Source organism: Micromonospora sp. NPDC049139, from assembly GCF_055586845.1.
Genome location: NZ_JBVJHK010000030.1, coordinates 1 through 25217, shown reverse-complemented (window position 1 = coordinate 25217; position 25217 = coordinate 1). Strand labels below are relative to the sequence as shown.

The window sequence follows — 25217 nt, the reverse complement described above, 5'->3', positions numbered from 1 at the left end:
TCCTTGCACCTCAGGCGGCGGGGCAGAGGCGGTCCCGGACGGCGGCCAGGCCCGCCGCCCACGGGAAGGCGTGCACGTGGCGCTCGCCGGTTCCGGGCGGGTGCAGCGGGACGACGTGGTCGCCGAAGAGCACCGTCACCCCCCACTCCGTGAGCCGGGCGATGCCGGCCCGGAAGGCCGGGTGGGCCGCCATCGCCGCGTTGGTGTACGGCACCGCCACCAGCGGCACCCCCAGTCCCTGCGCCTCGACCAGCAGCCCGAGGGCCAGCGTGTCGGTGATCCCGGCCGCCCACTTGTTGACCGTGTTGACCGTCGCCGGGCAGACGATCATCGCGTCCGCCGGCGGCAGCACGTCGAGGTCACCCGGGTTCTTGTAGTGGGTGCGGACCGGGTGCCCCGTCTGCCGGGCCAGCGCGGCCCGGTCGACGAACTTCGCGCCGTCCGGCGTGGTGACCACACAGACGTCCCAGCCGTCCTGCTGGGCCAGCTCCACGAGCCGGCCGACGTGGCGGGCCAGCGGCGAACCGCAGGCGATGACGTAGAGCACCTCGCGGCGCTCGCTGCTCGGGTGCGGGCCGGTCATCAGGCCGGCTCCGCGCTCATACCCCTACTCCCATGTGCTCAGCCAACTCCGCAATCGGAGAAGGCGGCGCACCACGTGTGCGACGCAAGATGTCCGACATCACCTCGTGCGCGATCGGCCGGCAGCGGATCTCCGACGGGGCGAGGCGGTCGCCGCGCAACAGCATCTCGCCGGCGTTGGACACGTCGCCGACCTGGGCGAAGCCCCGGGCGATGTCGAGCAGGTGGTGGGCCCGGCGCTCGGGCAGCAGCGCGTTGAACGCCGGCTCCTGGATCCGCTGCTGGTGGACCTCCACCGCGCGGCCCCCGTCGCCCAGCTCGACCGCGGCGGCCGCCCGGTGCAGCTCCAGGTTGGTCGGCCCGAACGAGGTCCAGTAGTGGTTGTGGTCGCCGCCCAGCAGGGTCGCCGCCTCCTGCGCGCCGTTGATCAGGTCGCCGACCGTGGCGGAGTCGCCGATCCGGGCGGCGGCCATCGCGCCCTGGAGCAGCAGCATCCCGTAGACCGAGAGGCGGGCCGGGGACGCCTCGTTGCTGCCGCCGGGGGCGAGCCGGTTGGCGATGGTGACGTTGAGTTCGAGGGCGGGGCGGGGCCGGCCCATCGCCACCAGCGCGTTGCAGACCCGGGTGGTGGCGATGCCGGCCAGCAGCGGGTCGTCGGCCCGCTGGGCGACCGCCATCGAGCGGTCGGCGGCCAGCCAGGCCAGGTCGCACTCGCCCAGCTTCCGCAGCACCGACGAGGCGATCTGGTAGACCTGGCCGAGCAGGTGGGCCGCCTCCCGGCCCTCGTCGCCGCCGTAGCCGGCGTCGGCGGCCTGGGCGTCGCGCAGCAGCTTCGGCAGCGCCCGGGTGAGCATCCCGTAGCGGCCGTACTGGTAGGTCAGCCAGGCGTGGTTGACGGCCTTGCGCATGTCGTCCAGCGGGGGCGGGTACGGCGCGGCGTCGAAGTACGCGCTCATCGAGTCGTACCGCTCCAGGGCCGCCCGGATCTCCTGCACCTCGATCTGGTCGATGCAGTTCAACGCGTCCGTACGCCGCTCCGGGTCCTTGCCGAGCAGCAGTTGCACGTCGACCTGGAGGATGTCGGCGATCTCGTAGAGGACGGAGAACTTGTCCAGCCGGCGCACCCCGCGCTCGACCTTGTCCACCCAGCTCTTCGACTTGCCCAGCCGGTCCGCGAAGACCTGCTGGGACATCTTGCGCCGCCCCCGCCAGTAGGCCACCCGCCGCCCTATGGGTAACTCGTCCATCTGCCCATCCCTCCCCTGTCTGGCCTCGGCCTGCGGCCGGGTCGACCCATCGCGGTTGCGGGCGCGGTACGCCTCAGGTTTCCGCTGGTCGCACAGCGTGTACGTCAGCCGTACAGCCAGTTCTCGTATTTTTCGTGCAAGTTGCATGAGCCGTTCGTCAGCTCAACGATCGCGGGTTACGGCAGTGACGGTGCTCGACATGCGACCTGGACGCCGACCGGGTACGGCGAAGGGAGATGGCACATGTGGGGGAACGTCGGGCCGCGCGTCGTGCAACTGTCGCCCTTGGAACGCGTACGGCTGCGTCGGGTGGCCGTGCGCTACGCGGCGCACGGCTGGGACGTCACCCCCGGCGCCTGCCTCGCCCGCAGCCGCTTCGTCTGCGGGCGGGCCGGTTGTCCCACGGTCGGCTGCCACCCGGCGCTGGAGAACTGGGAGCACGCGGCGAGCGCCGACCCGGCCCGGGTGGCAACCTGGTGGCGCACCCGGCCGCACGGCGTGCTGCTGCCCACCGGGCGGGCGTTCGACGTGCTGGAGGTCCCCACGCACCTCGGCCGCCACGTCCTGGACGCGGTGCAGACCCACCCGGCCGGCGTCGGCGTACGCGGGCCGGTGCTGGTGACCCCGACCGGCCGCTGGATGTTCCTGGTCCGCCCCGGCGATCCGCTCCGCCCCGAGTTGGACCACTGCTTCCACGTGGTCCGGCACGGTCCCGGCTCGTGGATCCCGGCCCCGCCGACCCGGCTGCCCGAGGGCACCGTCCGCTGGGCGGTCGCGCCCGAGCAGGCCCGCTGGCAGTTGCCGGACTCCTACCTGGTGCAGAACGCCCTGATCGACGCCCTGCGGGCCACCGGCGTGACGCTCACCTCCGACCTCCTCCCCGGGCACCTGCCGCTGCCCCGCCGAGGCATGTGACCGCCTCCCCTCGACGGCCGCACGGAGCGCCTGTTCCCGCCGAGCAGATCGGACGCGACGCCGGAGCACCGGTTCCCGCCCAGCGGGGTCGGACGCGACGCCGGAGGGCTGGTGCTCGTTGAGCACGGCGACGGCGCGTCCGCGCCGGGAGCGGGGGGTTACATGTCCACCGATGACGCCGCGCGTCAGCCGGGCGGGGCCGAGCCGCCGCCCCGCCACCACCGGCCGCGCCGCCGCTGGGCGGCCACCCGCCCCGCCGGCTCCCGCCCAGGTCGCCCGCGCCCGGTCGGCTCCCGCCCGGCCACCACCCACCGCCCCTTCCGCTAACCCATTCCACCCACCCCACCCCACCCGGGCCCTCGCCCTACCCGCGCCCCTGCCCTGCCCCACCCGCGTCCCCGCCCCGCCCAGCCTCGCCCCGCCTCGCCTCGCCTCGGCGATCTTGCGCTTTGTGCCCGGGCATACCGGCCATTCAGCATGAAACGAGGGCCGAAACTGCAAGATCGCGGGAGCGAGGGGGGCGGGAGCGCGGGAGCGGGAGCGAGGGGGGCGGGGGCGGGTCAGGGGGTTTGGGGGAGGGCGGTGGAGTGCAGGTAGCGGGCGTCGTCGGTGATGACGGCGTGCTGGTGGTCGCGGAGCGTGTCGAGCCAGCCGATGCCGGCGGCGCCCATCGCCACGGCCGCGGTGGCGTACGCGTCGGCCAGGCCCAGGTCGGGGCCGACCACGGTGACCGAGCGCAACCCCCGGGCCGGCGCACCCCGACGCGGGTCCAGCACGTGGTGGCCCCGCTCGTAGACGCCGGAGGTGGCCACGGCCAGGTCGGTGCCGGTGAGCACCAGACAGGTGGCCATCGAGTCCCACGGGTGCCGGACACCGATCCGCCAGGGCCGCCCGGAGGAGGATCGGCCGCGCGCCCGCACGTCGCCGCCCGCGTTGAGGCAGTGGTTCGCCGCCCCGGCGGCGAGCAGCCGGTCCGAGGCGACCTGCGCCGCCCAGCCCTTCACGTAGCCGGACGGGTCGAGCCGGCCGGTGGCGTACGCGTCGAAGTAGCCGTCGGTGCCGGCCCACAGGTCGGCGCAGCGCGCGAGCACGAGCCGCAGGTCCGCGCCGGCCTCGGCGAGCGGCAGCTCGCCCCGGTCGACGCGGCACACCTCGCTGTCGGCCCGGTACGTGCTGAACCGCGCGTCCACCTCGCGCAGCCAGGCGAACACGCCCCCGGCCAGTTCGTCCAGCTCGGCGGCGGGCAGGTCGTCGGCGAGGTCGAGGCTGATCGCGCTGCCCATGACGTGCTCGACGCGGCGCAGCCCGGGCCGGGCCGCCGCCCGACCCCCGCCCGGGGCGCACCCCGGCGACGTGCACCCGCCCGGGGCACACGCTGGCGGCACGCACCCGCCCGGGGCACGTCGCGGCACCGCCGCCGAGGCCGGCACGTCAGTTCGCCGGTCGATCGCGGCCTGCAACGACCGCGCTCGTCGAGCCGGTCGCGCCGCTCGCGCAGCTGCGCCGGGGTCAGCTTCAGCGTCGGCAGCTCGGCGAGCTTCAGTTCGGCCTTCGTCGGGGCGATCCGGTCGGGGTCGAGTTGCCAGCGCAGCCAGCCGTCGATGCCGCGTTCCTTGATCTCGGCGACGACCTGCGGCGTGGCGCCGAAGGTGGCACGGCGGGCCAGGTGCAGGACCGAATCCTTGGCGAGCACGGTCCTGACGGTCACCCTGGTCCCCGCGGCGGCAGCCGCCGGCCCCGAGAAGGTACGGCCACCGGCAGGGCTGTTCTTCTTCAGCGTCTCGCCGGCCCGGGAGCCCATGTAGCTCTCGTTCTGCTCGGTGTAGGTGCGCACCGTGCTCGGCTGCTGCCCGCTCGGACGGGCGGGGGTGCCGTCGGTCACCGTGGTGCCGGTGGCGTCGCCGGCCGCCACGTCGTCGCCGAAGAGGCCGCGGACCTGCGGGGTCATCGCCAGGGCCGCGCCGCCCGCGACCACGGCGGCGGTGCCGCCGAGGGCCGCGAGGGCCCTGCGCCGGCCGACTCCGCGGCCCGGCTCGTCGTCATCGTCCAGGTTGGGCAGTCCGGCGCCGGTCGACGGCGCGGCGGCCTGCTGGGCGAAGCCGTCCGGGCCGATCCACCGCGGGCCGCGCGCGGCCGGGTGGCCGGCGTGGGCGTACGGCCCGCGCGGGTCGACCGGGTATCCACCGGGGTGCGGGGCGGGGGCGTCGTGGCCGTACGGCGCGGTGTGGCTGTCGCGGTGTCCGTCGTAGGCGGGGTGCTGGCGTCCGTCCCGGCCGCGTTCGTCCCACGGTCGGCGTGGTGGCACATTCTGGTCGGCCATGAACCAATCCGTTCTCCACGCGCCGCGACGACTGCGATCGGGCAAGGGGGTGCAGGTGCGGCGACTCGTGCCTGAGGGGGTTTACGGGACGGTAACCAAGGCCCCAGGGGCCATCAAGCAAACGCGGAGAGCGCTCACGAGGGCACTTAAGACGGCCCTCAGCGCGGCGCGCCGGGCGCGGTTTCCCGCCCGCCCCGGCACGGACCTCCCGAGCAGGGCGTACGTGACACGCCACGGGCCGGACGTAACGATTTCCGGCCAGCCGACGCTTGCCGCCGCGTTCAGTGACACAGGCAAATTTAAGGTGCGGATAAGCCTGCCCTGAGGCGCCCGTTCCCCGGGTCGGGCACGCCGCCGCCCGGGCGGGCGGCAAAGTAGCACCAGGACGGGAGCGTGAGCCGCCGCCGCAGCGGGTATGCCGCCGAACCGCTGAACGCGTGAGGGGAAGGCACATGCTCAGCAAAGAGGATCAGCGCAGGTTCGAGCAGATCACCCGTCACCTCCGGGAGAGTGACCCGGCGTTCTTCGCCCGGCTCGACCACCGGGCCCGGGCCCGCCGGAGCCGGTGGCTGATGCTTCTGACCATCGTGCTGTGGGCCTCGCTCCCGGCGATGACCGTGCTGGCCGGCCGGCTGGCGGGGGCCATCTGCGCGGTGGTGCTGGTGGCCAACGCCGCACTCATGTGGCGGTTCCGCCGCCGCTGGCTGTGACCGGGCGACGACGGTCCCGGCGGGCCGGCGCGGCCGCGCCGCGCCGGCGGCACCGCGCCGGGTGACACCGGCCGGCGATCCGCCGGAAGGGAAGGCTCACCGGCCGAGCAGCCGGTACGCCCGCCGCAGCCGTTCGACCAGGCCGGGCCCGCCGATGGCGGGAGCCGGCGCGCCGAGCTGCCGCAGCAGCAGGTCGGGCCCGGTCGCCAGGCTGGGCGGACGGTCGGGCAGCGGGACGGGCGGCAGCCAGAACCGGTCGACCGACTCGGCCAGCGGCGCCGGCGGCAGGCCGGCCAGGGCCCGCGCGGCCCCGACCGGCGGAGGGTCCACGGTGTCCCGCCGGTCGCCGGAGCCGGCCCGGTCGACAATGGACGGCCTGCCGCCGGCATCGCGGGGCCGCCCGGCGGACGGCCCGCCACCGGCGGCATCGCGGGACTCCGGTGCGGACGGCGTGGCGCCGACACTGCGGCGCTCCGCGGTGGACGGCGCGGCGCCGACACTGCGGCGCTCCACGGTGGACGGCCCGCCGCCGGCATCGCCGCCGGGCCCGGTGGACGGGTTGGCCGGCGCATCGGCGACGGCGGTCCCGGCCCGCAGGGCGCGCAGCCGGTCGAGCAGCTCGGCCCGGCCCCGGCCCCGCCAGTGCAGCAGCTGGAACGGGTCGGCGTCGAACGCCTCGGCCAGCAGGTAGAAGGTGGCCGCGAGGTGCTTGCACGGCACGGCGAAGTCGGGGCAGCTGCACCGCTGGCGCAGCTCCGCCACCCCGGCCGGGAAGAGCGGGGCGCCGGCCGCCGCGAACAGCTCCTCCAGCTCCGGGGGCAGGTCGCCGGCGAGCAGCCGGGCGCTGAAGAACGCCTGGGCGGCCAGGTCCGCCTCGACGCGGGACCACAGCTCCGGCGGGAACGGGGTCAGCGCGATGCTCACCTCGTACGGCTGCGCGCGGGAGCCCTGCACCACGGCGCTGACGGTGCCCGGGGCGACGTGCAGGCGGACGACCTGGCCGGCCCGCGCGTACGCCCGGCCGCGGGTCAGCCGGGTGCCGAGGGCGAAGGACTCCAGCACCTCCAGGAAGCGCCGCGACCACCAGGACCGGCCGATGGCGCCCCGGGTGCTGCGCGCCTTCAGCCCGCCGTCGACCCGGCGCGGACGGCCGTAGTCGGCGAAGCGGCCGGTCGTCCCGCCGTCGCGTTCGGGCTGCCCGCTCACTCCACCACCGCCCCGGCGTCCAGGGTGAACAGCTCACGCAGCTGCGCGGTGGACAGCTCGGTCACCCACTGCTCGCCGGTGCCGACGACGGACGCGGCGAGGCTCCGCTTGTCGGCGATCAGCGCCGCCACCTTCTCCTCCACCGTGCCGGCGCAGACGAACTTGCGGACCTGCACCCGGCGCCGCTGGCCGATCCGGAAGGCCCGGTCGGTGGCCTGGTCCTCGACGGCCGGGTTCCACCACCGGTCGACGTGCACCACGTGGTTGGCCTCGGTGAGGGTGAGCCCGGTGCCGCCGGCCTTGAGCGACAGCACGAAGATCGCCGGCCCGGCCGGGGACTGGAACCGGGTGACCATCGCGTCCCGGTCGGCCTTGCCGACGCCGCCGTGCAGGAAGAGCACCTCCCGGCCGAACCGGGCCGACAGGTGGCCGCGCAGCATGCCGCCGAACTCGGCGTACTGGGTGAACAGCAGGGCGCGCTCCCCCGCCGCCAGGACCTCGTCCAGGATCTCCTCCAGCCGGGCCAGCTTGCCGGAGCGGCCGTCCAGCGCCGACCCGTCACGCAGCAGCTGGGCCGGGTGGTTGCAGACCTGCTTGAGCCGGGTCATGGTGGCCAGCACCAGCCCGCGCCGCTCGATGCCGTCGCTGGACTCGATCCGGGCCAGCATGTCGTCGACCACCGCCCGGTAGAGCGACGCCTGCTCGGCGGTGAGGTTGCAGAGCACCTCCATCTCCAGCTTCTCCGGCAGGTCGGAGATGATCGAGGAGTCGGTCTTGAGCCGGCGCAGCACGAACGGGCCGGTGATCCGGCGCAACCGCTCGGCCGCCTCGGCGTCGCCGTGCCGCTCGATCGGCTCCGCGTACGCCTTCTTGAAGGTCGCCGCCGGGCCCAGCAGGCCCGGGTTGGCGAACTGCATGATCGACCAGAGGTCGGCCAGCCGGTTCTCCACCGGCGTGCCGGTCACCGCGATCCGGTGCCGGGCGGGCAGCGCGCGGACCGCCTCGGCCTGCCGGGTGGCGGCGTTCTTGATCGCCTGGGCCTCGTCGACCACCACCCGGTGCCAGTCGATGCCGGCCAGGTCGACCGCGTCCCGGGCCGCCACCGAGTAGGTGGTGACGACCAGGTCCGCCTCGTGCACGGCCGTCGCGAACGCCGCCCCCCGCGCCCGTTCCGCGCCGTGGTGCACGTGTACGCGCAGCCCCGGCGTGAACCGGGACACCTCCCGCTGCCAGTTGCCCACCAGCGACATCGGGCAGACCAGCAGCGTCGGGCCGGCCTCCGGCGGGTCCTGCGCGAGCAGGGCGAGCAGTTGCACCGTCTTGCCGAGCCCCATGTCGTCGGCGAGCACCCCGCCGAGCCCGAGCGACTGCAGGAACGCCAGCCAGGCCAGCCCCCGCCGCTGGTACGGCCGCAGCGTGCCGTGGAACCCGGGCGGCGGATCGAGCGGGGTGAGGCGCCGCTCCACCGCCCCGGCCAGCAGGTCGCCGAGCGCGCCGTCCGCGCTCACCTCCAGCACCGGCAGGGCGTCGGGCTGACCGCCGTCGGCCAGGCCCAGGCGGAGCAGGTCGGCCACGGTCAGCTCGCCGGAGGAACGGAGCAGCCGCAGGCCGGCCGCGAGGCGCTTCGGGTCCAGCTCCACCCACCGCCCGCGCAGCCGCACCAGCGGGGTCTTCAGCGCGGCCAGTGACGCCAACTCCTCGGCCGTCAGCGGCTGGTCGCCGAGGGCCACCTCCCAGCGGTAGTCGACCAGGGCGTCCAGCCCGACGCCGCCGCCCGCGGCGACGGTGCCCGGAGCGGTCCGGCTGCGGGCCTGCAACCGGGCGCCCAGCCGCGACGAGGGACGCCGCCACCAGGACGGCAACAGCACGGCGAAGCCGGCGGCGTGCAGCACCGGCGCGCCCTCGCGGAGGAACCGGTGCGCGCCCTCGACGTCCAGCTCCAGCGCCTCCGGCGTCGCGGTGCGCAGGGCGGTGTCCAGTTCGGGCCAGAGCCGGCTGGCCCGGCCCAGCTCGGCGAGCAGGGTCTCCTGCGGGTCGTCCCGCCGGCCGGCCAGCCCGGCGACGGTCTCCGGCGACCGCCAGACCTGCCCGGCGTCCACGTGCAGGCTCGGCTCGTCGGCCGCCTGGAGCCCGAACTCGACCCGCCACGTCCCGTTCGTCGCGACCGGTGCCGCCGGGTCGGCCGGCACCACGACGACCGGCTCGGCGATCTCGTCGGCGGGTGGCTCGACGACCGGCTCGGCGATCTCGTCGGCGGGTGGCTCGACCAGGCGGAAGCTCGCCCGCACCGCGCCGCCGGCCGCGTCGCGCTGCCAGGCGGCCAGCTCGGCACGGAGGGTGTCCAGCGCGGCCGGCTCGGCGGCGAAGTCCCGGACCGGTCCGGAGAGGGCGGCCAGCCAGGCCGGCACGGCGCCGTTCGGGCGTACGCCCCGGGCCAGCGCGGTCTCCGCGAGAGCCGCCCGGACCGCGGCGTCCGTGAGCACGTCGAGCGCGTCGGCGACCAGCGCACCCGGCCCGTCGTCGATGCCCGGCCCGTCGTCGACGGTGGCGCGCGGGCGGCCGGACGCGTTGGCGGTGGCGCCCGGGCGGGCCGGCGCGTCGGCGGTGGCGCGTGCGGCCGGCGGCAGGGCCAGCGCCAGCGCCCGCGCCCAGGCGGCGTCCGTGCCGGTCAGCAGGGGCCGCCACACCGCCCGGGCGGACACCCGCTGCCCGTCCACCGTGGACCAGTCGCCGCCCTGCGACGCGCGGCGGCGCGTGCCGTCGTGGCCGGGTTTCCCCGACCTGCCCGCGCCCTCGGGCCGCCCGGTCGGCGCGGGGGCGCCGTCGGTGGAGACCGCCGGCGCCGGGGCGGCGAGGCCGGGCAGGACCCGGCCCCGGGCCGCCAGCTCGACCGCGAAGTCGGCCAGCTCGGCGAGGTGGCGCAGGGTCGCGCCGGGCACGACGGCCAGCCCGTCGAGCCCGCGCAGCAGGGCCAGGGCGGCGTCCGGGGCGTACCGGAGGACCGGAACACGCCACCCGGCGAGGGTGACCGGCCCACGGACCGGCTCCGCGACGGTGGTGCGGACCAGCTCCGGCGAGTCCAGCGGCGAGCCCGCCCGGGTGGGGAGGGTGAGCAGCGCCGTGCCGAGGTCGGCCGGATCGGCCGCCTCGGCCAGCGCGGCGGCCAGCGTCGGGTGGCCGGCCGCGAACGGGTGCGGCCGCTCCCGGGGCGCGCGGCCGGGGCGGCGCGGCGCGCGGGCCGGCAGCGTGCTGTCCTCGGCCCAGACGGCGAGCCCGACGCCCCACCGCCACACCCCGTGGACGACCAGCACGCGTCCCCCTCCTCGTGACGACTCGGCGAGGATATCGGGCCGGCCGCGACCCCGGCGCGCACGCCGTGCCCGGTGTGGCCGGAGGCGCCGGACGGGCCCGGATCGTCCGATCGGTCGGTCTCCGCCGTTTTCCGAACGACTTTCGGCGCCGCCCCCGCACCCCTCCCCCCACGGCCCCCGGCCGGCGGCTAGATTGCGCTGGCTCGACAACGGGGAAGGTTCTTCACAAATGTCACTGCGCGTCCACCGTCGGATCACCCGGCGTCGTGTGTTGGCCTCGGGTGGCGCGCTGGCCGCGGCCACCGCCGCGCCCTCGGTGCTCGCGGCGCCCGCCGCGCCCGCCCGGGCCGACGGCCCCGGCTACGACCCCGAGCAGCGGTTCATCCAGCTCGTGGGCGGCGGCAACGGGGTCATCTTCGCCATCCAGGCCGACGGGTCGCTGCTCTGGTACCGGCACTGGGGCTGGCAGACCGGCGTGACCGGGTGGGCCACCGGCTCCGGCCGCAAGATCGGCTCGGGCTGGCACCAGTTCCGCACGGTCCTCGGCAGCGCCGACGGCTCGCTCTACGGGGTGCGGGCGGACGGCACCATCCACTACTACCGCTACGTCTGCACCAACTACACCACCGGGGCCGGCTACTGGAGCGGCAGCAGGCAGATCGGCAGCGGCTTCCAGAAGTTCCCCCGCCTCTTCGGCTTCGGCGGCACGGTCTACGGGGTCGACGCCGAGGGCGACCTGTACGGCTACCAGTACACCCCGTCGACGGGGAAGTGGACCGGCGGCAGCCGGATCACCCGGGGCTTCAAGAGCTTCCAGGGCGTGGCGGACGGCTCCGGGGTGATCTACGCGTACCGGCACGGCGCCATCTACTGGTACCAGCACCTGGGCGGCGGCAGGTGGGCGGCCGGCTCCGGCATCCGGATCGGCAACGGCTTCAACGAGCTGACCATCAACGGGCTGATCTGCGTCGGGCAGGGCACCCTCTACGGCGTGCAGCCGAGCGACCCCACCCGGCGCGCCACCGGCAGCCTGGTCACCTACCGGATCACCAACTGGTCCAAGGCGGGCGCCGACCGGCGGGCGACCTGGGCCAACGGCGGCTCCGGCCGCACCGTCGGCAGCGGCTTCACCCTGCAGAGCCAGGCCGCCCTCCAGGGGTACGCGCGGACGCCGACCGTGACCGCCGGCTCGACCGCGCGGATCGCGGTCTCCACCACCTTCCCGACGCTCACCGCGTCGGTCGTGCGGGTGGCGCCGAGCGAGGGCGCGCCGGAGGTGGTGAAGAATCCGACCGGCGTGACGGGCAGGCTCCAGGTGCTGCCGACCGGCTACCTCCAGTCGGGCTGCGACTGGTCGGACACGCTGACGCTGTCGATCCCCGAGAGCTGGCCGTCCGGCCTGTACGCGGCCCGGCTGGAGGGCCCGCACAAGCTGCGCCGGCACGTGCCGTTCGTGGTGAGGCCGGCGACGCCCCGGCACGACATCGCGATGCTGCTGCCGACGAACACCTACCACGCGTACAACACGTGGGGCGGGCACTACCAGTACTGCGGGGACATGGCGGGGACGCGCACGTTCTCGCTGCGCCGGCCGTCGACGGAGCTGAACGTCGAGGCGACCGGCAACCTGGAGCACACCCTCTGGTCGGACGTGCTGCTGATGCGCTGGATGACCGGGCAGGGGCTGGAGTTCGACTGCTACGACGACACCGACCTGCACGTCTCCGGCGGCTGGCTGGCCCGGTACCGGGTGCTGGTGCTCGGCAGCCACCCCGAGTACTGGTCGGAGGAGATGCGCCAGCACCTCGCCGACTACCTCGCCGGCGGCGGCCGGGTGATCTACGCCGGCGGCAACGGTCTCTACGAGCGGGTGCGGTTCAGCGCGGACCACAGCGCCGTCACGTTCCGCACCCCGGAGGGGCGGCGGGACACCTACAACTCGCTGGGCCTGCCCGCCTCGCAACTCCTCGGGGTCAACTACACCAGCGCCAGCTGGTTCACCTTCGCCCCGTACGCGGTCCTGCGCGACCACGAGCTGCTGGCCGGCACCGGCCTGACCGTGGGCAGCCGCTTCGGCCTCGCCGGCTACAACGGCGCGGCCAGCGGCTGGGAGACCGACGCCATGCTCGGCCTGGACGGCGAGGCCGATTCGACCGAGGTCATCGCCCGGGGGCAGAACACCGGCGGCGGCGCGGCCATGGTGCTGGTCGAGAAGCCCAACGGCGGCTTCGTCTTCAGCGCCTCCTCGATCACCTTCGCCGGGGCGCTGGCGACCGACGCCGCGATGTCCCGGCTCTTCCGCAACGTCTTCGACCTCGCGCTGGCCGAGGGCCCGGCGGTCCGCCGGACGACGGCGCCGCGGCAGCGCACCGCCCCCGCGCCCGACCAGCTCGAACCCCAGCCGCTGGAGTGATCCCCGGAGCGGGTCGGCCGGCAGCGCGCTGCCGACCCGCTCCGGCTAGGGTCGGCGCATGTTCGACCTCCTCGTGATCGGTGGCCTCGGCGTGGACGTGCGGGTGCGGGTGCCCGCGATCCCGCTGCCCGTCGCGGACTCCGTCACCGTCGACCCCATCGAGCTGCGGATCGGCAACACCGGTTCCGGGCTGGCGCTCGCCGCGCACGCGCTCGGGCTCCGGGTGGCGGTGGTCGACGTCCTCGGCGCGGACCCGGCCGGGGACGTGGTCCGGGCGGCGCTGGCCCGCGCCGGTGTGCACGCCGTGCTCGGCGACGCCCCGGCCGGCACCCGGCGGTCGGTGAACATGGTGGACCCGGCGGGGCGGCGGATGTCGCTCTACGACCCGCGTCCGTGGCGGGGGCCGGCCCCGTTCACGGCGGCCGAGCTGGCGGCGCTGGTCCGCGACTCGGCGCACGTGCATCTGTCGATCATGGACTGGGTCCCTCCCCTGCTGCCCGCCCTGCGCGCCGGGCTCGCCGACGGGGCCGTCCTCTCCACCGACCTGCACGACTGGGACGGCGAGAACCCCTACCACCGCCCCTTCGCGGAGGCGGCCGACCTGGTCTTCGTCAGCGGGGTCCGGCTGGGCGCGGGCTCCGCCGCGCTGGCCGCCGCGCTGGCGCCCCGCACGGTGCTGGTGACCCACGGGGCGGACGGCGCCGACCTGCACGCCGGCGACGGCGGGCCGACCCGGGTGCCCGCCGCCGAGGCGCCCGCCCCGGTCGTCGACACCAACGGCGCCGGGGACGCGTTCGCGGCGGGCGTGATCGCCGCCCGGCTGCGTGGCGCGCCACCGGCCGCCGCGGCGGCGTACGGGGCCCGGGTCGCGGCGGCGGCCTGCACCCACGACGGCATGGAGTACCCGGCCGGCCTGCTGCCGCGCCCCTGACGTCGGGGTGCGGGCGGCACCGCCTCCCCGGTGGCCGTCAGACGGCGCCGGTGGCGCCGTCGGTCAGCTCGCGGAGCATGTCGGCGTGCCCGGCGTGCCGGGCGGTCTCCTCGACCATGTGCACCAGGATCCAGCGCAGCGAGACCTCGCCGAGCTGCGGGTGCGGGACGACGTGGTCGAGGTCGAACCGCCCGGCGACCTCCCGGGATCGGGCGCAGGCCCGCTCGTACGCCCCGGCGAGCCGCTCGACCGTGTCCTCCGCCGTCAGCGCGAAGCTCGCCGACGCGTCCTCCTCGGAGGTGAGGTAGACGTCGCCCGGGCCGGGCGCGAGCAGGCACGGGAACCAGTTCTGCTCCACCAGGGTCAGGTGCTTGACGAGGCCGGCGACGGTGGTGGCCGAGGGCACCAGCCGGCGGGCCGCGTCGGCGTCGGACAGCCCGCGCAGCTTGCGCAGCAGCACACCACGGTGGAAGTCGAGGAACGCTTCGAGCACGGCCCGCTCGTCGCCCGTGCGGGCCAGTACCGGGCCGAGCGTGGGGTCGATCCGAATCTCCGCCATCCGTGGACCCTAGTCGTCCGGCGGGCCGCGCACTGCCCTCGCCGTGCCGTCCGGCGGGCCCGCGCTGCCCTCGCCGTGCCGTCCAGCGGGCCCGCGCGCTGCCGCGCTATCCGCTGCGGGGGTCGGGCCGGGCGGGGCAGGATGGGCGCATGGCATCAACGGCAGAAATCCCGCTGGCGGGTGGCCCGGCCGATGGCGAGACGGTCACCGTCGAGCTGGACACGAACGGCCGCCCGCCGCTGACCCACCACCACCTCGGCCCGGAGGGGCTGGCCGAGGCGGAGATCTACGAGCTGGAGTCCGTGGATGCCGGGGCCGACCGGTGGCGCTACTGCTGGCGCGGGCCGGCGGTCTGAGCCCCGCTCGGGGCCCGGGCCCGCGTTCGGCGGCGGTCGGCGCCGGCGCGGAGCCCGGGCCCGGTCCGGCGGCGGGACGGGGCCGGTGGGCGTCACCCCTCAGGACACCCCGCTCAGTGTGCGGGCGCGGAGGCTCTCCAGCACCGCACGGGTGACCTGCGAGGTCCCCCGGGCCTCGTCGCACACGCCGGCGACCCGCCGGGCGGTGGCCTCGGCCCGCTTCTCCCGCTCGTCCCAGAGCCGGTCGACCTCGGCCAGCAGCGGGCCCTCCACCTCCCGCTCCACGCCCCGCAGCGCCGGCACACCGAGCCGCTGGGCCAGGTCGAAGACCTTTCCGGCGTACGGCAGCGGCAGGAACGGCGTGCCGACCATCGCAGCGAAGATCAGGAAGTGCAGCCGCATGCCGACGGCCAGGTCGAAGTGACGCATCAGCCCGAGCACCTGCTCGGGCTGGTAGCTGCCGTGCAGGATCCGGCCCCGCTCGGCGGCGGTCATGTGCGACAACACGCCGTGCGAGTGCCGGATGTCGTCGCGCTCCATCGGGACGAAGAGCACGTACGCGTCGATCCGGTGCACGAGGAAGTCGCCGATCTGGGCCAGCAGGCGGTGGTAGCCGTCGACGTCGAGCCGCTCGGCGGCCCGGCCCGGCTCCCGTACGCTCATCCCGACCAGCCGCTTCCCGGCCGGCACGCCCTCCTCGCGGAGCAGCTCCGCCGGGAAGTCCTCGGGTTCGAGCAGGAACGCCGGGTCCGCGGTGACCGTGATCGGGTTGAGCAGCCCCGCCTCCTCCAGCACCATCCGCGACTCCTGGTCCCGCACGGTCACCTGGGCGGCGCTGGCCAGGGTCTCCCGCACCATCCCGGTGTCGATGCTCTCGCTGAGCGGCCCGACCCCCACCGCGTACGTCAGCAACGGCAGCCCGCGCTCCTGGGCGACCCGGACCACGCGCAGGTAGCGGCGGGCCTCCCGGTCGTAGAGGATGCCGCCGCCGCCGAGGATCAGCACGTCGAGCTGGCCCAGGACCAGCGCGGAGTCGGTGCGGCTGATCCCCTCCCACGGCACCGCCTCGACGTCGGGGTGGGCGACCCGGGTGTGCTCGGGGTTACGGGAGAAGACGATGATCCGCCCGTCCGGCTCCTGCTCCCGCAGGTCTGCCAGGAGGCCGGTCAGGATCGCCTCGTCGCCGAGGTTGCGGCCCCCGTACGAGCCGAGCACGCCGATCGTCAGTCCGCCGCCACGCGTCATCCGTCGCTCCTCCCCAGGTGCGTCCGGAGGCGGTTTCCCGCTGCGCCGGGGAACACTCCTGGGCGGCCGGCCCGGGCGGGGCACACGCCCCGTCGGGTCCGGTTCCCGGGTGTCCGGGCGTGGTCACGTTCCGTGGGTCACCGGTCGGTCGCGCCGCCCACCAGTCGGGACACGAACGCCACGATCACCTCGTCGGGGTCGAAACCGGCGTCGATGGACGTGCTGAGCAGGTCGAGCAGCAGCCCGTCCATGGCGTAGTGCAGCAGGGCGACCTCGAACGCGCCGCCCGGCAACCCGGACGCGACATGGAACGCGACGTCGTCGCGGTAGCCCCGGCGCAGCGTGTCGCCGAGGACCCGGGCCAGGTCGGGCCGGCGGACCGCCTCCAGCCGCAGCTCGATCAGGGCCCGGGTGAGGTCGGGCTGCCGGGTGGTCCGCTCGACGATGTACCGCAGGTAGTCGACGAACAGCTCCAGCGACGGCTCGCGGGCGCCCAGCTCGGCCAGTACCCCCTCGTCCGGGGCGAACCGCTCCATGATCCGCTCGCCGAGCGCGCCGAGCAGGGCGTCGCGTGAGCGGAAGTAGTTGGAGGCGGTGCCCGTCGGCACGCCCGCCTCGGCGTCGACGGCCCGGTGGGTGAGCCCCCGCGCCCCCGTTGCCGCCAGCACCCGCAGCCCCGCGTCCGCCAGGGCCGCCCGCCGCTCCACGTTCCGCGCCATGAGAAGAACCCTAGCAGGATCCACGACGGCTGTAGTACAGTCATCCACGACACCAGTAGTGATTGGGGAACCGGTTTGCGCAAGCTCGTGTACTACGTCGCCAGCACCCTCGACGGCTTCATCGCCGCCCCCGACGGGTCGCCCGACTTCCTCCGTCTGGACGCCGACGTGGCCGCGCACCTGGCGGCGAACTGGTCACAGACGCTCCCCACGTTCACCCACCCGCAGTTCGGCATCGACGAGCCGGAGGGCCGCTTCGACGCCCTGGTGATGGGCCGGGCCACCTACGACCCGGCCCTCAAGATCGGCGTCACCAGCCCGTACGCCCACCTGAAGCAGTACGTCTTCTCCCGCACCCTGCCCCCGGCCGCCGAGCCGGAGGTGGAGATCGTCTCCACCGACCCGGTCGAGTTCGTCCGCGAGCTGAAGCGCCGGCCCGGCCGCGACATCTGGCTCTGCGGCGGCGGCCAGCTCGCCGGCCAGCTCCTGCCCGAGGTCGACGAGCTGATCATCAAGCTCAACCCGTACGTGATCGGCAGCGGCATCCCGCTCGCCGACCGCGGATTCGACCCGCGCCGGTTCGACCTGGTAAGCACCCGCCCGTTCGACAGTGGGGTCGTCATCCTCCACTACGCCCGCCCCGCCCAAGCAGGGTAACCGGGCCGCCGAGGGGGCGGACGCGGGAATCGGACCCCGCGTCGGCCCCGGAACGAGGCGTCCGATCGCCGCCAGACCGGGATCGGCCGCCCCACCGACGATCATTGGCATGACGACACTGAACGGAAAGGTCGCCCTGGTCACCGGCGGCACCCGGGGCATCGGCGCCGCCGTCGCCCTGCGCCTGGCGCAGGACGGGGCCGACGTGGCGATCACGTACGAGCACTCCACCGACCGCGCGGCGGTGGTGGTCAAGCAGGTCGAGGCGCTCGGCCGGCGGGCGCTGGCGGTCCGGGCCGACAGCGCCGACCCGGCCGCCGTCCGCGACGCGGTCGACCGGACGGCCGCGGAGCTGGGCCGGCTGGACATCCTGGTCAACAACGCCGGGGTCTTCCTGGTCGGCCCGGTGACGGAACTGGGCGACGACGAGGTGGAGCGGACGCTCGCGGTCAACGTCCGGGCCCCCTTCCTCGCCGCGCAGGCCGCCGCGCGCCACCTCACCGAGGGCGGCCGGATCATCAACATCGGCAGCAACGTCGGGGAGCGGGCCGTCTTCCCCGGCCTGTCGCTCTACTCGATGAGCAAGACCGCGCTGGTCGGCCTGACCCGGGGCCTCGCCCGGGAACTCGGGCCGCGCGGGATCACGGCCAACCTGGTGAATCCGGGGCCGACGGACACCGACGCCAACCCCGCGGACGGGCCGAACGCCGCCGCGATCGCGGGCTTCACCGCTCTCGGCCGCTACGCCGCGCCGGCCGACATCGCCGCGACCGTCGCGCACCTGGCCGGCCCGGAGGCCGGCTACGTCACCGGGGCGGTGGTCAACGTGGACGGCGGCTTCACCAGCTGACCCGGCGCCGGGCGCGGCGGTGCTCCCGGGCCCGCCGCGCCCAGCCCCGGTCCACGTCCAGCCCGGCCCGGCGGGTCCCGGCGTCAGCCGGGCGTCGCCACGGGATGGGTCAGGAACGGCAGGACCGCGGCCGGCAGCGCCGGCGAGGCCGCGATGTCGTAGTGGGTGAGCCCGGGCAGCACGGCCAGCCGGGAGGCCGGCCGGTCGGCGCCGTCCCAGCCGGCGTCCCGGTGGCCACCACCGAGCAGCCCGAAGAACTCCACCATGTGCGCCGTGCTGACCGAGTCGGCGTCGGCGAAGACGAGCAGAGTGGGCACGACGAGGGCGGCCACCTCGGCCGACCAGTCGTAGTCGCGCCGCAGCAGCTCGCCCGTCTTCGCCCAGAGCGTGGGCCACTCCTCCGGCCGGGGCGCGATCCGCGTGTAGAGCTGGTGCGGCGGGGTGCCACGCATCCGCTCGCCCGCCTCCTCGTCGGGCTCGGGCATGCCCGCCAGCACCTCCGGATACCAGCCCTGCCGCCGGCACGGCGCGGAGACGACGACCAGCCGGCGCACCAGCGCCGGATGCTGGATCGCGGTACGCAGCGCCACGCCGCCACCGAGCGAATAACCCAGCAGGTCTGCCTCGGCCAGGCCGAGCCGGGTGACAAGCGCCGCGACGTCGTCGGCCATCGACTCGAAACGCAGCGGACGGTCGACGTCGGCGGTGCGCCCGTGCCCCTGGAGGTCGACCGCGATCACCCGGCGACGCCCGGCCAGGGCCGGCAGGATCGCCGAGAACATCTCCACCGCCCCGAAGCCGCCGTGCAACAGCAGCAACGGCGGGCCCTCGCCGTGCTCCTCCCACCACAGGCGCAGCCCGTTGACCTCCGCGTAGCTCACCCCCTCATCCAACCTCGTCCGTACGGCATCCGCCGGCCGTCCGGCGGTGGGGCGGCCGAGGAGCTGTGCACCCGGGCACTGCGGACGGCGTACGGGGGCGAGGAGGTGGCACGATGACGCGATGTCGGTTCCCACGCGGGTCGCCCTGCGTCCGCAGTACCCGGTCCGCACCGAGCGGCTGCTGCTGCGGCCGCTGACCGGCGGTGACGTCGACGCGCTGCTCGCCTACCGCAGCCGACCGGACGTGTGCCGCTACGTGCCCTTCGAGCCGATGACCCGCCAGGTCGTCGTCGACCGGATCTCGTCGGTGTGGGCGCGCCGGGAACTCACCGACGAGGGGCAGTCGCTGACGCTCGGCGTCGAGGTCGCCGACACCGGCGAACTGGTGGGCGACGTGGTGCTGTTCTGGCACAGCCGCCTGCACGGGAGCGGCGAACTCGGCTACGCGGTGAATCCCGCCTTCGGCGGCCACGGCTACGCCACCGAGGCGGCGCGGGCCCTGCTCCGCCTCGGCTTCGAGGACCTCGGCCTGCACCGCGTCGTCGCGCGGGTCGACGAGCGCAACGACCCGTCGGCGCGGCTGGCGCGCAGGCTGGGGATGCGGCAGGAGGCCCGCCTGGTCGAGAACGAGTTCTTCAAGGGCGGGTGGAGCACCGAACTCGTCTTCGCGATACTCGCCGACGAGTGGGCCGCGCGTCGCGGGATCTGAACCTGCCGGGCCGAGGGGCCACGGCGACACGCACCGGAGGCCGCCGGCCGGCACCGGCGTGCCGTCCTCCCCGGCTACAGCCGCTTGCGCATCTGGAGAGCCGTCACCTCGAAGCCCATCTGTTCGTACAACGTCCGGGCGGGAAGGTTGAAGCCGAAGACGCTCAGGCCGATGGAGACGACTCCCCACTCCCGGCACAGCTTCTCGACCGCCTGGATCATGGCGCGGCCGTAGCCCTTCCGCCGCAGGTCCGCCCGCACCTCGAAGTCGTAGCCGAAGGCGTGCGGCCCGTCCGACTTCTGTTCGACGTGGAGCCACAGCATGCCGACCTCGTCGTCGCCGTCGTAGGCCGCCCACAGGTGGTGGCCCTCCGTCGCCAGGCCGTCGGGCAGCAGTTTCCCGTAGTCCTCCTGCGCCTTTCGGCGCGCCTCCGGCAGCGGCATCGCCCCGGAATCGCAGATGTTCTGCGCGTAGCTCTCCTCCGCCCGCTCCCGGTAGCGGAGGTACTGCCTGTCGGTCATCGGCTCGAGCCTCAGGGTCACCATCCCCGGCACCGTATGCCAATCCCCGCTTCCGGGCTGCCCCGCGCAGCCGCCGTCCCGGCTATCCCGGCCGGACGCACGGGTCGGTGACCGTGTAGGTCGCGCTCCGCGCCGTGCGGCCGTCCGCTGTGGTCGCCCGTACGGACCAGGTCAGCGTCGGCGCACGCAGCCGCCCGACGGTCACCCGCGCGGCCGATCCGTCCGTCGTCATGGCCCGGACCGACGTCCTGCCCCCGGTGGGTGTCCAGTGAACCTCGGCACCGCCGAGCGTGGCACTGCCGGTGGCCTGCACCACGAGGCTGTACGTGTCCGCGCCACAGCGCACCCGCGCGGTGGCGGAGACCGTGAACGGCGTGGCAACCTGCGGTGTGCCGGTCGGCCGGGGCACGGTCGGTGGTCTGGAGGTGGCCGGTGCGGCGCCACCCGGCACCACACCGGGCGCGGCGGGCGCATCGGTCCGGACGGCCCCGTCACCGCCCGCCGGCCCGGCCACGGTCCCGGGCGTCGAGGCGGTGCCGGCCGGCACCGGCGTGTCGGCTCGGGTGCCGGCTGGCGTGGCCGAGCCGGACGGCAGCGGCGCGGCGGCGGGCTCCGCCGGGCCACCGGCCGGTGATGCGAGCGCCTCGGAGACCGGTCGGCCGGAGCCGTCCCGGCTGGCGGTCGGGCGACCGGTCGTCAGTGCCCAGGTGCCGAGGACGGCGAGAAGGATCAGTAGAGCCGCGGTCGCGGCCATCCGCCGACGGCGCCGGTCGCGGCCCGGCGGGGTCGTCCGCACCGCGTGGTCCGCACCGGCGGCGGGCCGGGTGGTACGAGACCGGCCGGATCGTGGCGCCACCGCACGGTGCGTCGCACCGCCCGGCACCACCGCACCGCCCGGCACCGCCTCGCCGGCCGGGGCCACCGCCGCACCGTCCGGGGCCGCGGCCTCACCGCCCGGGGTCACCGCCGCACCGTCCGGGGCCGCGGCCTCACCGCCCGGGGCCACCGCCTCGCCGGCCGGGGTCACCGCCGTACCGTCCTGGGCCACCGTTCCGCCGGTCGTCGGCGTGGGCCCGTCGACGAATCTGTCCGCCGGCCCGGTATCCCCCGACCCGGAGGGTTCGTCGGCCGCCGGGTCGGCCAGGGCACCGGTCGCGCAGACCTCGGCCAGCCTCGGCCACACCGTGTCCGCGACGACCAGGAAGGCCGGCGCCGTGTACGCCGACAGCAGCACGGACGGGCTGAGCTGTTCCCGTCGGACCAGTCCGCACACCGCGCAGCTCTCGATGTGCCGCGAGACCCGCTTGCGCAGGGTCGGCGTGAGCCGCCCCTGCCAGCCGTCGATCAGGCCGGCGAGGGTGGGGCAGTCCCGGGCCCCGGTACGGGCCACCAGCAGCGCCCCCAGCGCCCGTTCGAGCTGCGAACGGGCACGCGACAGGCGGGCGTGCGCGTGGTTCGCGGGCACCCCGAGGGCCGCGCCGATGTCGGCGGACGACAGGTCGTGGCGGATGGCCAGGTGCACCACCTCGCGGTCGCCCGGGTTCAGCGCGGCGGCGGCGGTGTGCACCAGGTCGCGTACCTGCTCGGCGTTGACGCCCGTGGCCGGGTCGGCGGCGTCGGCCACCGGCTCGTCGGCCTCCTCCAGCGGCAGGGAGCGGGCCCGCTCCCGGAGCTGCCGGAGGCATTCGTTGCGCACGATCGCGTACAACCAGGGGCGCAGCCGGTCGGGCTCCCGGAGCTGGCCGATGCGCTGGCTCGCGGTGAGGAAGGCGTCGTGGACGGCGTCCGCGGCGGCCTCCGGCTCGCGCAGCATGGTCCGGGCGTACGTGTACAGCCGGTCGGCGTACCGCCGGTACATGCCCTCCAGCCCGGCCCGCTCGCCGCGGCGCACCGCCTCGACCAGTGCGGTGTCGTCCTGTGCCGCCGTGTCCATCCGTGTCCCTCGCTGCTCCTCGACGCGTCCAGTAAAGCCGCCGAATTTTTTCTTCGGGAGTTTCTGTTGGCATCCCGACCCCACCGCGCTCCTACCGGTGTCATCGCTACGAACAACCCAGGAAGGAAAGACACCATGCGAGAGGGATCGAACCGCACCCGGTGGTCGCGTCGGACGGCCGCCGTGGGTGGGGCGGCGCTGAGCGCGCTCGTGCTCGGCCAGGTGGTCCTCACCGGGCCGGTGGCGGCGGTGCCCGGCCTGAGCATCAAGACGACGACCGGCCCCAGCAACACCTTCGCGAAGTCGCAGCCCGCGACGTGTCCGTCCGGCACCAAGGTCATCGGTGGTGGCGGCGCGATCACCGGCGCGGGCCTCGGGCAGGTCGGCATGGACATCATGCGGCCGCTGGTCGACGGCAACACGTACTCGGTGACCGGCCGTGAGGACGAGAACGGGGTCGGCGGCGACTGGGCGGTCACGGCGAGCGCGGTGTGCGCCCCCGCGCCCGCGGGCCTGGTGACCGTGTCCGGCAGTTCGGCGCCCAGCAGCTTCGGCACCTCGAACTGGTTCGAGAAGTCCTGCCCGCCCGGCAAGCACGCCATCGGGGTCGGTGGCGCGGTCGTCGGGGCGTCGAACAGCGAGGTCGTCCTGGAGGATCTGCGCATCCACCAGAACAGCGTCGTGGTGGCGGGTGCCGAGGACGGCACCGGCTTCGCCGGCACGTGGTGGCTGGACGCCACCGCGATCTGCGCCGACCCGCTGCCCGGTGAGCAGCGCGTCATCAACGACAGCCTCTACAACTCCGCCGCCACCCGGTCGGCCGTGGCCACCTGCCCGCCCGGCACCCAGGTGCACGGAGTGGGCGGCGAGATCCTCGGCGGCGACGGCCAGGTGCGCCTGACCCAGATGCTGCCCACGACCTCGACCACCGTGACCGTCAGCGCCGCCGAGGACGAGGACGGCTTCAGCAGCAACTGGAAGGTGCGGGCGTACGCCGTCTGCGCGAGCTGACCCGCCGGGCTGCTCAGCAGTACGACGACTTGGGACGCAGCGGGCCGCCGGTTGTTCCGGCGGCCCGCTCGCATGCTGGTCGGAGTGCTGGGCTTGGCTCGTAGTGCTCTTGTTGCAGCGCCGTGGGCGGCGCTCCCAAGTCCAGCCCCTGTCGCGAAACTTATGGATTGTCCTGTTTTAGTCACCTGAGCAAGCAAAAGATGGTGTGGTGGTCAGCGCGCCAGTTTGCGCCATATATACCGCTTCAGGCAGGACGCAGCTTGCGAGACGCCTCCTGCGAGCAGTACCCACGGAGGGTGTTCTGTGACAGTTAGATCCATTCATCTCATTCGGCGAGCAGTCCTGCCGGCGCTCGGGGCTTCCGCGGCTGTCGCCGTGACCGCCACCTTGCTGGTCCTCAACGCGACCGCCGCCAACGCCCAGGAAGCGCCGGTGGGCCTGGGGACGGCCGGCGACTACTCCGTGCTGGCCGGGGCCGAGCCCACCAACACCGGCCCAAGCTTCCTGGCCCAGAATCTCGGGAGGTACCCAGGGAACACTGCGGCGGGCTTCGAGACGGCAACGATCGAGGGCGAGGTTCACCTCGGCGATGCGGAGGCTCTACAGGCCCAGAGCGACCTGACCCTCGCCTTCAACGACGCCGCCGGTCGGACCCCGTTCACCAACCTTCCCGCAGAACTCGGCGGCAACAACCTCAACCCCGGGGTCTACCGGATCGGGGCCGCCCAACTGACCGGGCAGTTGACGCTCAACGGTCAGGGCAACCCCCAGTCCGTGTTCATCTTCCAGGTCGACTCCATGCTGACGACGGCGTCGAGCAGCAGCGTCGTCCTCATCAACGGCGCTTCGGCCTGCAACGTCTTCTGGAAGATCGGCAGCTCGGCGACGATCGGCACGGAAACCGACTTCGTGGGCACCATCATGGCTCAGGCGTCGATCACCATGGCCACGGGTGCGGATCTCCATGGCCGTGCGCTGGCTCGAACCGCCGCCGTGACCCTCGACGACAACGTCATCACCGCACCTTTGTGTGCCGGCCCGTCCGGCCCCCCCGGCCCGTCCGGCCCGCCCGGCAGTCCCGGCGCCCCCGGCAGTCCCGGCGCCCCCGGCAGTCCCGGCGCCCCAGGCAGTCCCGGCGCCCCCGGCAGTCCCGGCGCCCCCGGCAGTCCCGGCGCCCCCGGCCCGTCCGGCCCCCCCGGGCCGTCCGGCCCCCCCGGCGCCCCAGGCAGTCCCGGCGCTCCCGGTGCGCCAGGCTCTCCTGGCGCCCCAGGCAGTCCCGACAAAAAACCCGACATGCTGCCGGTAACCGGTAGCGGCCTGGTCCCGGCCATAACGGGCACGGGAGGTGTCATGGTCGTCCTGGGCGGGCTCATGTTCTTCCTCTCCCGGCGTCGAGCCCACGAGTCCTGATCGGAGGCCCGGCCGGTGACCTGCCGGCCGGGCCCCAACAGATAACGGGCTCTGAGGCTCTCGCTGTACGTCCACAGACCCACACGGCTGCATCGCCCTGGCGGGATACGAGCACGTCCCGGCCTCCATACCGGTGCACCCTGGCGGCCGGCTCGTCGATGTCCACCGGTGCCGGCGGTAGATCCAACGGGGCGTACTGCTCGGTAATCCGCCTCACAAGGGTCTTGTCGTGGTCGCACATTGCCAAGTGCGTGCCATCGCTGACAACCGTCTCGTGCCGCACCAGGTCGACAGCAGCAAGAGAACCGATCGAGGTAGCGGACCCATCCCCATCCGTCCGTACGCAGCATCACAGGCGGATCGTCCAGGTGCAGATCCTCCATGCGAATGCCCCTATGCGCGCAGCCCTGCTGCTCCACTCGAAAAAGGAGCATGCGCGGGTCGAGGGGATCCCGGAAGTTCAGCTCGTTCAGCCGGCGCATCCGATGTTCGTTGCGTGCCAGGTCGTCCCGCCAGCGAACAGCGCGTAGGCCTCATGCACCGCAGCTGGCAGCGGGACGACCAACTGTTGTTCGGCAGCGGCGATGGCAGCGGAGCTCTCTCCGCCGTCGTGTGCTACAGAGACTGAATGGTCAGGGTCAGGGTTAGGGCGAGGTCGATGCGGCGTGTCGACGTGACCGTGTTCGATGGATGGCGTATCTGGTTCGGGTGCGCTATCCCGATGGTGGTGG

The 25217-nt window shown here is 74.7% G+C and carries 21 protein-coding genes and 3 pseudogenes; 11 read left to right on the top strand and 13 right to left on the bottom strand.

Annotated features, from left to right (window positions below; all coding sequences use genetic code 11):
- Nucleotides 1-10 precede the first annotated feature (10 nt).
- A complete protein-coding gene (locus ACZ6Q9_RS31585) occupies nucleotides 11-583 on the bottom strand; it encodes a flavoprotein (protein ID WP_393263092.1) in 573 nt (190 codons plus the stop codon).
- Nucleotides 584-599: 16 nt separating this feature from the next.
- On the bottom strand, nucleotides 600-1829 hold the full coding sequence (locus tag ACZ6Q9_RS31580; protein ID WP_393263093.1) for a helix-turn-helix domain-containing protein: 1230 nt from the start codon (nucleotides 1827-1829) through the stop codon (nucleotides 600-602).
- 243 nt (nucleotides 1830-2072) lie between these two features.
- On the opposite strand from ACZ6Q9_RS31580, the gene ACZ6Q9_RS31575 reads away from it, so the two are divergent.
- Nucleotides 2073-2744: a bifunctional DNA primase/polymerase gene (locus tag ACZ6Q9_RS31575; protein ID WP_350707799.1), complete on the top strand. Its 672-nt coding sequence runs from the start codon at nucleotides 2073-2075 to the stop codon at nucleotides 2742-2744.
- 560 nt (nucleotides 2745-3304) lie between these two features.
- On the opposite strand, the gene ACZ6Q9_RS31570 is transcribed toward ACZ6Q9_RS31575, so the two are convergent.
- Both ACZ6Q9_RS31570 and ACZ6Q9_RS31565 read right to left on the bottom strand, forming a co-directional pair.
- The gene (locus tag ACZ6Q9_RS31570) at nucleotides 3305-4027 is read right to left on the bottom strand and encodes an FAD:protein FMN transferase (protein WP_396830885.1); all 723 of its coding nucleotides are present in this window, start codon (nucleotides 4025-4027) and stop codon (nucleotides 3305-3307) included.
- Between the two features lie 209 nt (nucleotides 4028-4236).
- Nucleotides 4237-4437 (bottom strand): annotated as a pseudogene (locus tag ACZ6Q9_RS31565) (DUF1800 family protein); the annotation flags it as partial.
- Here ACZ6Q9_RS31565 and ACZ6Q9_RS31560 point away from each other — a divergent pair.
- Both ACZ6Q9_RS31560 and ACZ6Q9_RS31555 read left to right on the top strand, forming a co-directional pair.
- Nucleotides 4427-4549, top strand: coding sequence for a hypothetical protein (locus ACZ6Q9_RS31560; protein WP_393263340.1), 123 nt, complete (start codon nucleotides 4427-4429; stop codon nucleotides 4547-4549). The pseudogene ACZ6Q9_RS31565 and the gene ACZ6Q9_RS31560 overlap by 11 nt on opposite strands.
- A gap of 967 nt (nucleotides 4550-5516) precedes the next feature.
- Complete coding sequence (locus ACZ6Q9_RS31555) at nucleotides 5517-5774, top strand: DUF3040 domain-containing protein (RefSeq protein ID WP_111132775.1); 258 nt, start codon at nucleotides 5517-5519, stop codon at nucleotides 5772-5774.
- A gap of 96 nt (nucleotides 5775-5870) precedes the next feature.
- Here ACZ6Q9_RS31555 and ACZ6Q9_RS31550 read toward each other — a convergent pair whose 3' ends face one another.
- From ACZ6Q9_RS31550 to ACZ6Q9_RS31540, 3 genes and pseudogenes are all read right to left on the bottom strand, one after another.
- Nucleotides 5871-6980: an SWIM zinc finger family protein gene (locus ACZ6Q9_RS31550; RefSeq protein ID WP_396830886.1), complete on the bottom strand. Its 1110-nt coding sequence runs from the start codon at nucleotides 6978-6980 to the stop codon at nucleotides 5871-5873.
- A pseudogene (locus tag ACZ6Q9_RS31545) lies at nucleotides 6977-9142 on the bottom strand (DEAD/DEAH box helicase); the annotation flags it as partial. The gene ACZ6Q9_RS31550 and the pseudogene ACZ6Q9_RS31545, both read right to left, overlap by 4 nt.
- Nucleotides 9143-9228: 86 nt before the next feature.
- Nucleotides 9229-10291 (bottom strand): annotated as a pseudogene (locus ACZ6Q9_RS31540) (ATP-dependent helicase); the annotation flags it as partial.
- A 229-nt stretch (nucleotides 10292-10520) separates the two neighbouring features.
- Here ACZ6Q9_RS31540 and ACZ6Q9_RS31535 point away from each other — a divergent pair.
- Complete coding sequence (locus ACZ6Q9_RS31535; protein WP_396830887.1) at nucleotides 10521-12704, top strand: N,N-dimethylformamidase beta subunit family domain-containing protein; 2184 nt, start codon at nucleotides 10521-10523, stop codon at nucleotides 12702-12704.
- Between the two features lie 58 nt (nucleotides 12705-12762).
- Nucleotides 12763-13635, top strand: a complete 873-nt coding sequence (locus ACZ6Q9_RS31530) for a carbohydrate kinase family protein (protein ID WP_396830888.1) — start codon at nucleotides 12763-12765, stop codon at nucleotides 13633-13635.
- Between the two features lie 37 nt (nucleotides 13636-13672).
- On the opposite strand, the gene ACZ6Q9_RS31525 is transcribed toward ACZ6Q9_RS31530, so the two are convergent.
- On the bottom strand, nucleotides 13673-14194 hold the full coding sequence (locus ACZ6Q9_RS31525) for a DinB family protein (protein ID WP_396830889.1): 522 nt from the start codon (nucleotides 14192-14194) through the stop codon (nucleotides 13673-13675).
- Nucleotides 14195-14343: 149 nt separating this feature from the next.
- On the opposite strand from ACZ6Q9_RS31525, the gene ACZ6Q9_RS31520 reads away from it, so the two are divergent.
- Nucleotides 14344-14550 carry a hypothetical protein gene (locus tag ACZ6Q9_RS31520; protein ID WP_393263104.1) on the top strand — a complete coding sequence of 69 codons (207 nt, stop codon included), beginning with the start codon at nucleotides 14344-14346 and terminating at the stop codon, nucleotides 14548-14550.
- 99 nt (nucleotides 14551-14649) lie between these two features.
- On the opposite strand, the gene ACZ6Q9_RS31515 is transcribed toward ACZ6Q9_RS31520, so the two are convergent.
- Nucleotides 14650-15795: a polysaccharide pyruvyl transferase family protein gene (locus ACZ6Q9_RS31515; protein WP_350707785.1), complete on the bottom strand. Its 1146-nt coding sequence runs from the start codon at nucleotides 15793-15795 to the stop codon at nucleotides 14650-14652.
- 137 nt (nucleotides 15796-15932) lie between these two features.
- Complete coding sequence (locus ACZ6Q9_RS31510) at nucleotides 15933-16514, bottom strand: TetR/AcrR family transcriptional regulator (RefSeq protein ID WP_393263105.1); 582 nt, start codon at nucleotides 16512-16514, stop codon at nucleotides 15933-15935.
- Between the two features lie 75 nt (nucleotides 16515-16589).
- On the opposite strand from ACZ6Q9_RS31510, the gene ACZ6Q9_RS31505 reads away from it, so the two are divergent.
- Together ACZ6Q9_RS31505 and ACZ6Q9_RS31500 are read left to right on the top strand one after the other, a co-directional pair.
- On the top strand, nucleotides 16590-17171 hold the full coding sequence (locus ACZ6Q9_RS31505; protein ID WP_393460504.1) for a dihydrofolate reductase family protein: 582 nt from the start codon (nucleotides 16590-16592) through the stop codon (nucleotides 17169-17171).
- A 109-nt stretch (nucleotides 17172-17280) separates the two neighbouring features.
- On the top strand, nucleotides 17281-18021 hold the full coding sequence (locus tag ACZ6Q9_RS31500; RefSeq protein ID WP_393460507.1) for an SDR family NAD(P)-dependent oxidoreductase: 741 nt from the start codon (nucleotides 17281-17283) through the stop codon (nucleotides 18019-18021).
- An 83-nt stretch (nucleotides 18022-18104) separates the two neighbouring features.
- On the opposite strand, the gene ACZ6Q9_RS31495 is transcribed toward ACZ6Q9_RS31500, so the two are convergent.
- Entirely contained in the window at nucleotides 18105-18902 is a 798-nt protein-coding gene (locus ACZ6Q9_RS31495; RefSeq protein WP_393460510.1) for an alpha/beta fold hydrolase, read from the bottom strand.
- Between the two features lie 121 nt (nucleotides 18903-19023).
- Between ACZ6Q9_RS31495 and ACZ6Q9_RS31490 the strand changes: the two genes are divergently transcribed.
- Nucleotides 19024-19611, top strand: coding sequence for a GNAT family N-acetyltransferase (locus tag ACZ6Q9_RS31490; RefSeq protein ID WP_393460513.1), 588 nt, complete (start codon nucleotides 19024-19026; stop codon nucleotides 19609-19611).
- A 74-nt stretch (nucleotides 19612-19685) separates the two neighbouring features.
- Here the strand turns inward: ACZ6Q9_RS31490 and ACZ6Q9_RS31485 are convergent, their stop codons facing one another.
- Nucleotides 19686-20132 (bottom strand): GNAT family N-acetyltransferase, encoded by a 447-nt coding sequence (locus tag ACZ6Q9_RS31485; protein WP_393263113.1) that lies wholly within the window; start codon nucleotides 20130-20132, stop codon nucleotides 19686-19688.
- An 82-nt stretch (nucleotides 20133-20214) separates the two neighbouring features.
- Nucleotides 20215-22065 (bottom strand): sigma-70 family RNA polymerase sigma factor, encoded by a 1851-nt coding sequence (locus ACZ6Q9_RS31480; RefSeq protein ID WP_393460516.1) that lies wholly within the window; start codon nucleotides 22063-22065, stop codon nucleotides 20215-20217.
- A gap of 135 nt (nucleotides 22066-22200) precedes the next feature.
- On the opposite strand from ACZ6Q9_RS31480, the gene ACZ6Q9_RS31475 reads away from it, so the two are divergent.
- Complete coding sequence (locus ACZ6Q9_RS31475) at nucleotides 22201-23076, top strand: hypothetical protein (protein ID WP_393460519.1); 876 nt, start codon at nucleotides 22201-22203, stop codon at nucleotides 23074-23076.
- A 375-nt stretch (nucleotides 23077-23451) separates the two neighbouring features.
- On the top strand, nucleotides 23452-24486 hold the full coding sequence (locus tag ACZ6Q9_RS31470) for an ice-binding family protein (protein WP_396830893.1): 1035 nt from the start codon (nucleotides 23452-23454) through the stop codon (nucleotides 24484-24486).
- The last annotated feature ends 731 nt before the right edge of the window (nucleotides 24487-25217 follow it).

Bases quoted from the DNA above. Each gene is read 5' to 3' on its own strand.
- ACZ6Q9_RS31585 (WP_393263092.1), bottom strand. From the start codon at position 583: ATGACCGGCCCGCACCCGAGCAGCGAGCGCCGCGAGGTGCTCTACGTC.
- ACZ6Q9_RS31580 (WP_393263093.1), bottom strand. From the start codon at position 1,829: ATGGACGAGTTACCCATAGGGCGGCGGGTGGCCTACTGGCGGGGGCGG.
- ACZ6Q9_RS31575 (WP_350707799.1), top strand. From the start codon at position 2,073: ATGTGGGGGAACGTCGGGCCGCGCGTCGTGCAACTGTCGCCCTTGGAA.
- ACZ6Q9_RS31570 (WP_396830885.1), bottom strand. From the start codon at position 4,027: ATGGGCAGCGCGATCAGCCTCGACCTCGCCGACGACCTGCCCGCCGCC.
- ACZ6Q9_RS31555 (WP_111132775.1), top strand. From the start codon at position 5,517: ATGCTCAGCAAAGAGGATCAGCGCAGGTTCGAGCAGATCACCCGTCAC.
- ACZ6Q9_RS31535 (WP_396830887.1), top strand. From the start codon at position 10,521: ATGTCACTGCGCGTCCACCGTCGGATCACCCGGCGTCGTGTGTTGGCC.
- ACZ6Q9_RS31530 (WP_396830888.1), top strand. From the start codon at position 12,763: ATGTTCGACCTCCTCGTGATCGGTGGCCTCGGCGTGGACGTGCGGGTG.
- ACZ6Q9_RS31525 (WP_396830889.1), bottom strand. From the start codon at position 14,194: ATGGCGGAGATTCGGATCGACCCCACGCTCGGCCCGGTACTGGCCCGC.
- ACZ6Q9_RS31520 (WP_393263104.1), top strand. From the start codon at position 14,344: ATGGCATCAACGGCAGAAATCCCGCTGGCGGGTGGCCCGGCCGATGGC.
- ACZ6Q9_RS31515 (WP_350707785.1), bottom strand. From the start codon at position 15,795: ATGACGCGTGGCGGCGGACTGACGATCGGCGTGCTCGGCTCGTACGGG.
- ACZ6Q9_RS31510 (WP_393263105.1), bottom strand. From the start codon at position 16,514: ATGGCGCGGAACGTGGAGCGGCGGGCGGCCCTGGCGGACGCGGGGCTG.
- ACZ6Q9_RS31500 (WP_393460507.1), top strand. From the start codon at position 17,281: ATGACGACACTGAACGGAAAGGTCGCCCTGGTCACCGGCGGCACCCGG.
- ACZ6Q9_RS31490 (WP_393460513.1), top strand. From the start codon at position 19,024: ATGTCGGTTCCCACGCGGGTCGCCCTGCGTCCGCAGTACCCGGTCCGC.
- ACZ6Q9_RS31485 (WP_393263113.1), bottom strand. From the start codon at position 20,132: ATGACCGACAGGCAGTACCTCCGCTACCGGGAGCGGGCGGAGGAGAGC.
- ACZ6Q9_RS31480 (WP_393460516.1), bottom strand. From the start codon at position 22,065: ATGGACACGGCGGCACAGGACGACACCGCACTGGTCGAGGCGGTGCGC.
- ACZ6Q9_RS31475 (WP_393460519.1), top strand. From the start codon at position 22,201: ATGCGAGAGGGATCGAACCGCACCCGGTGGTCGCGTCGGACGGCCGCC.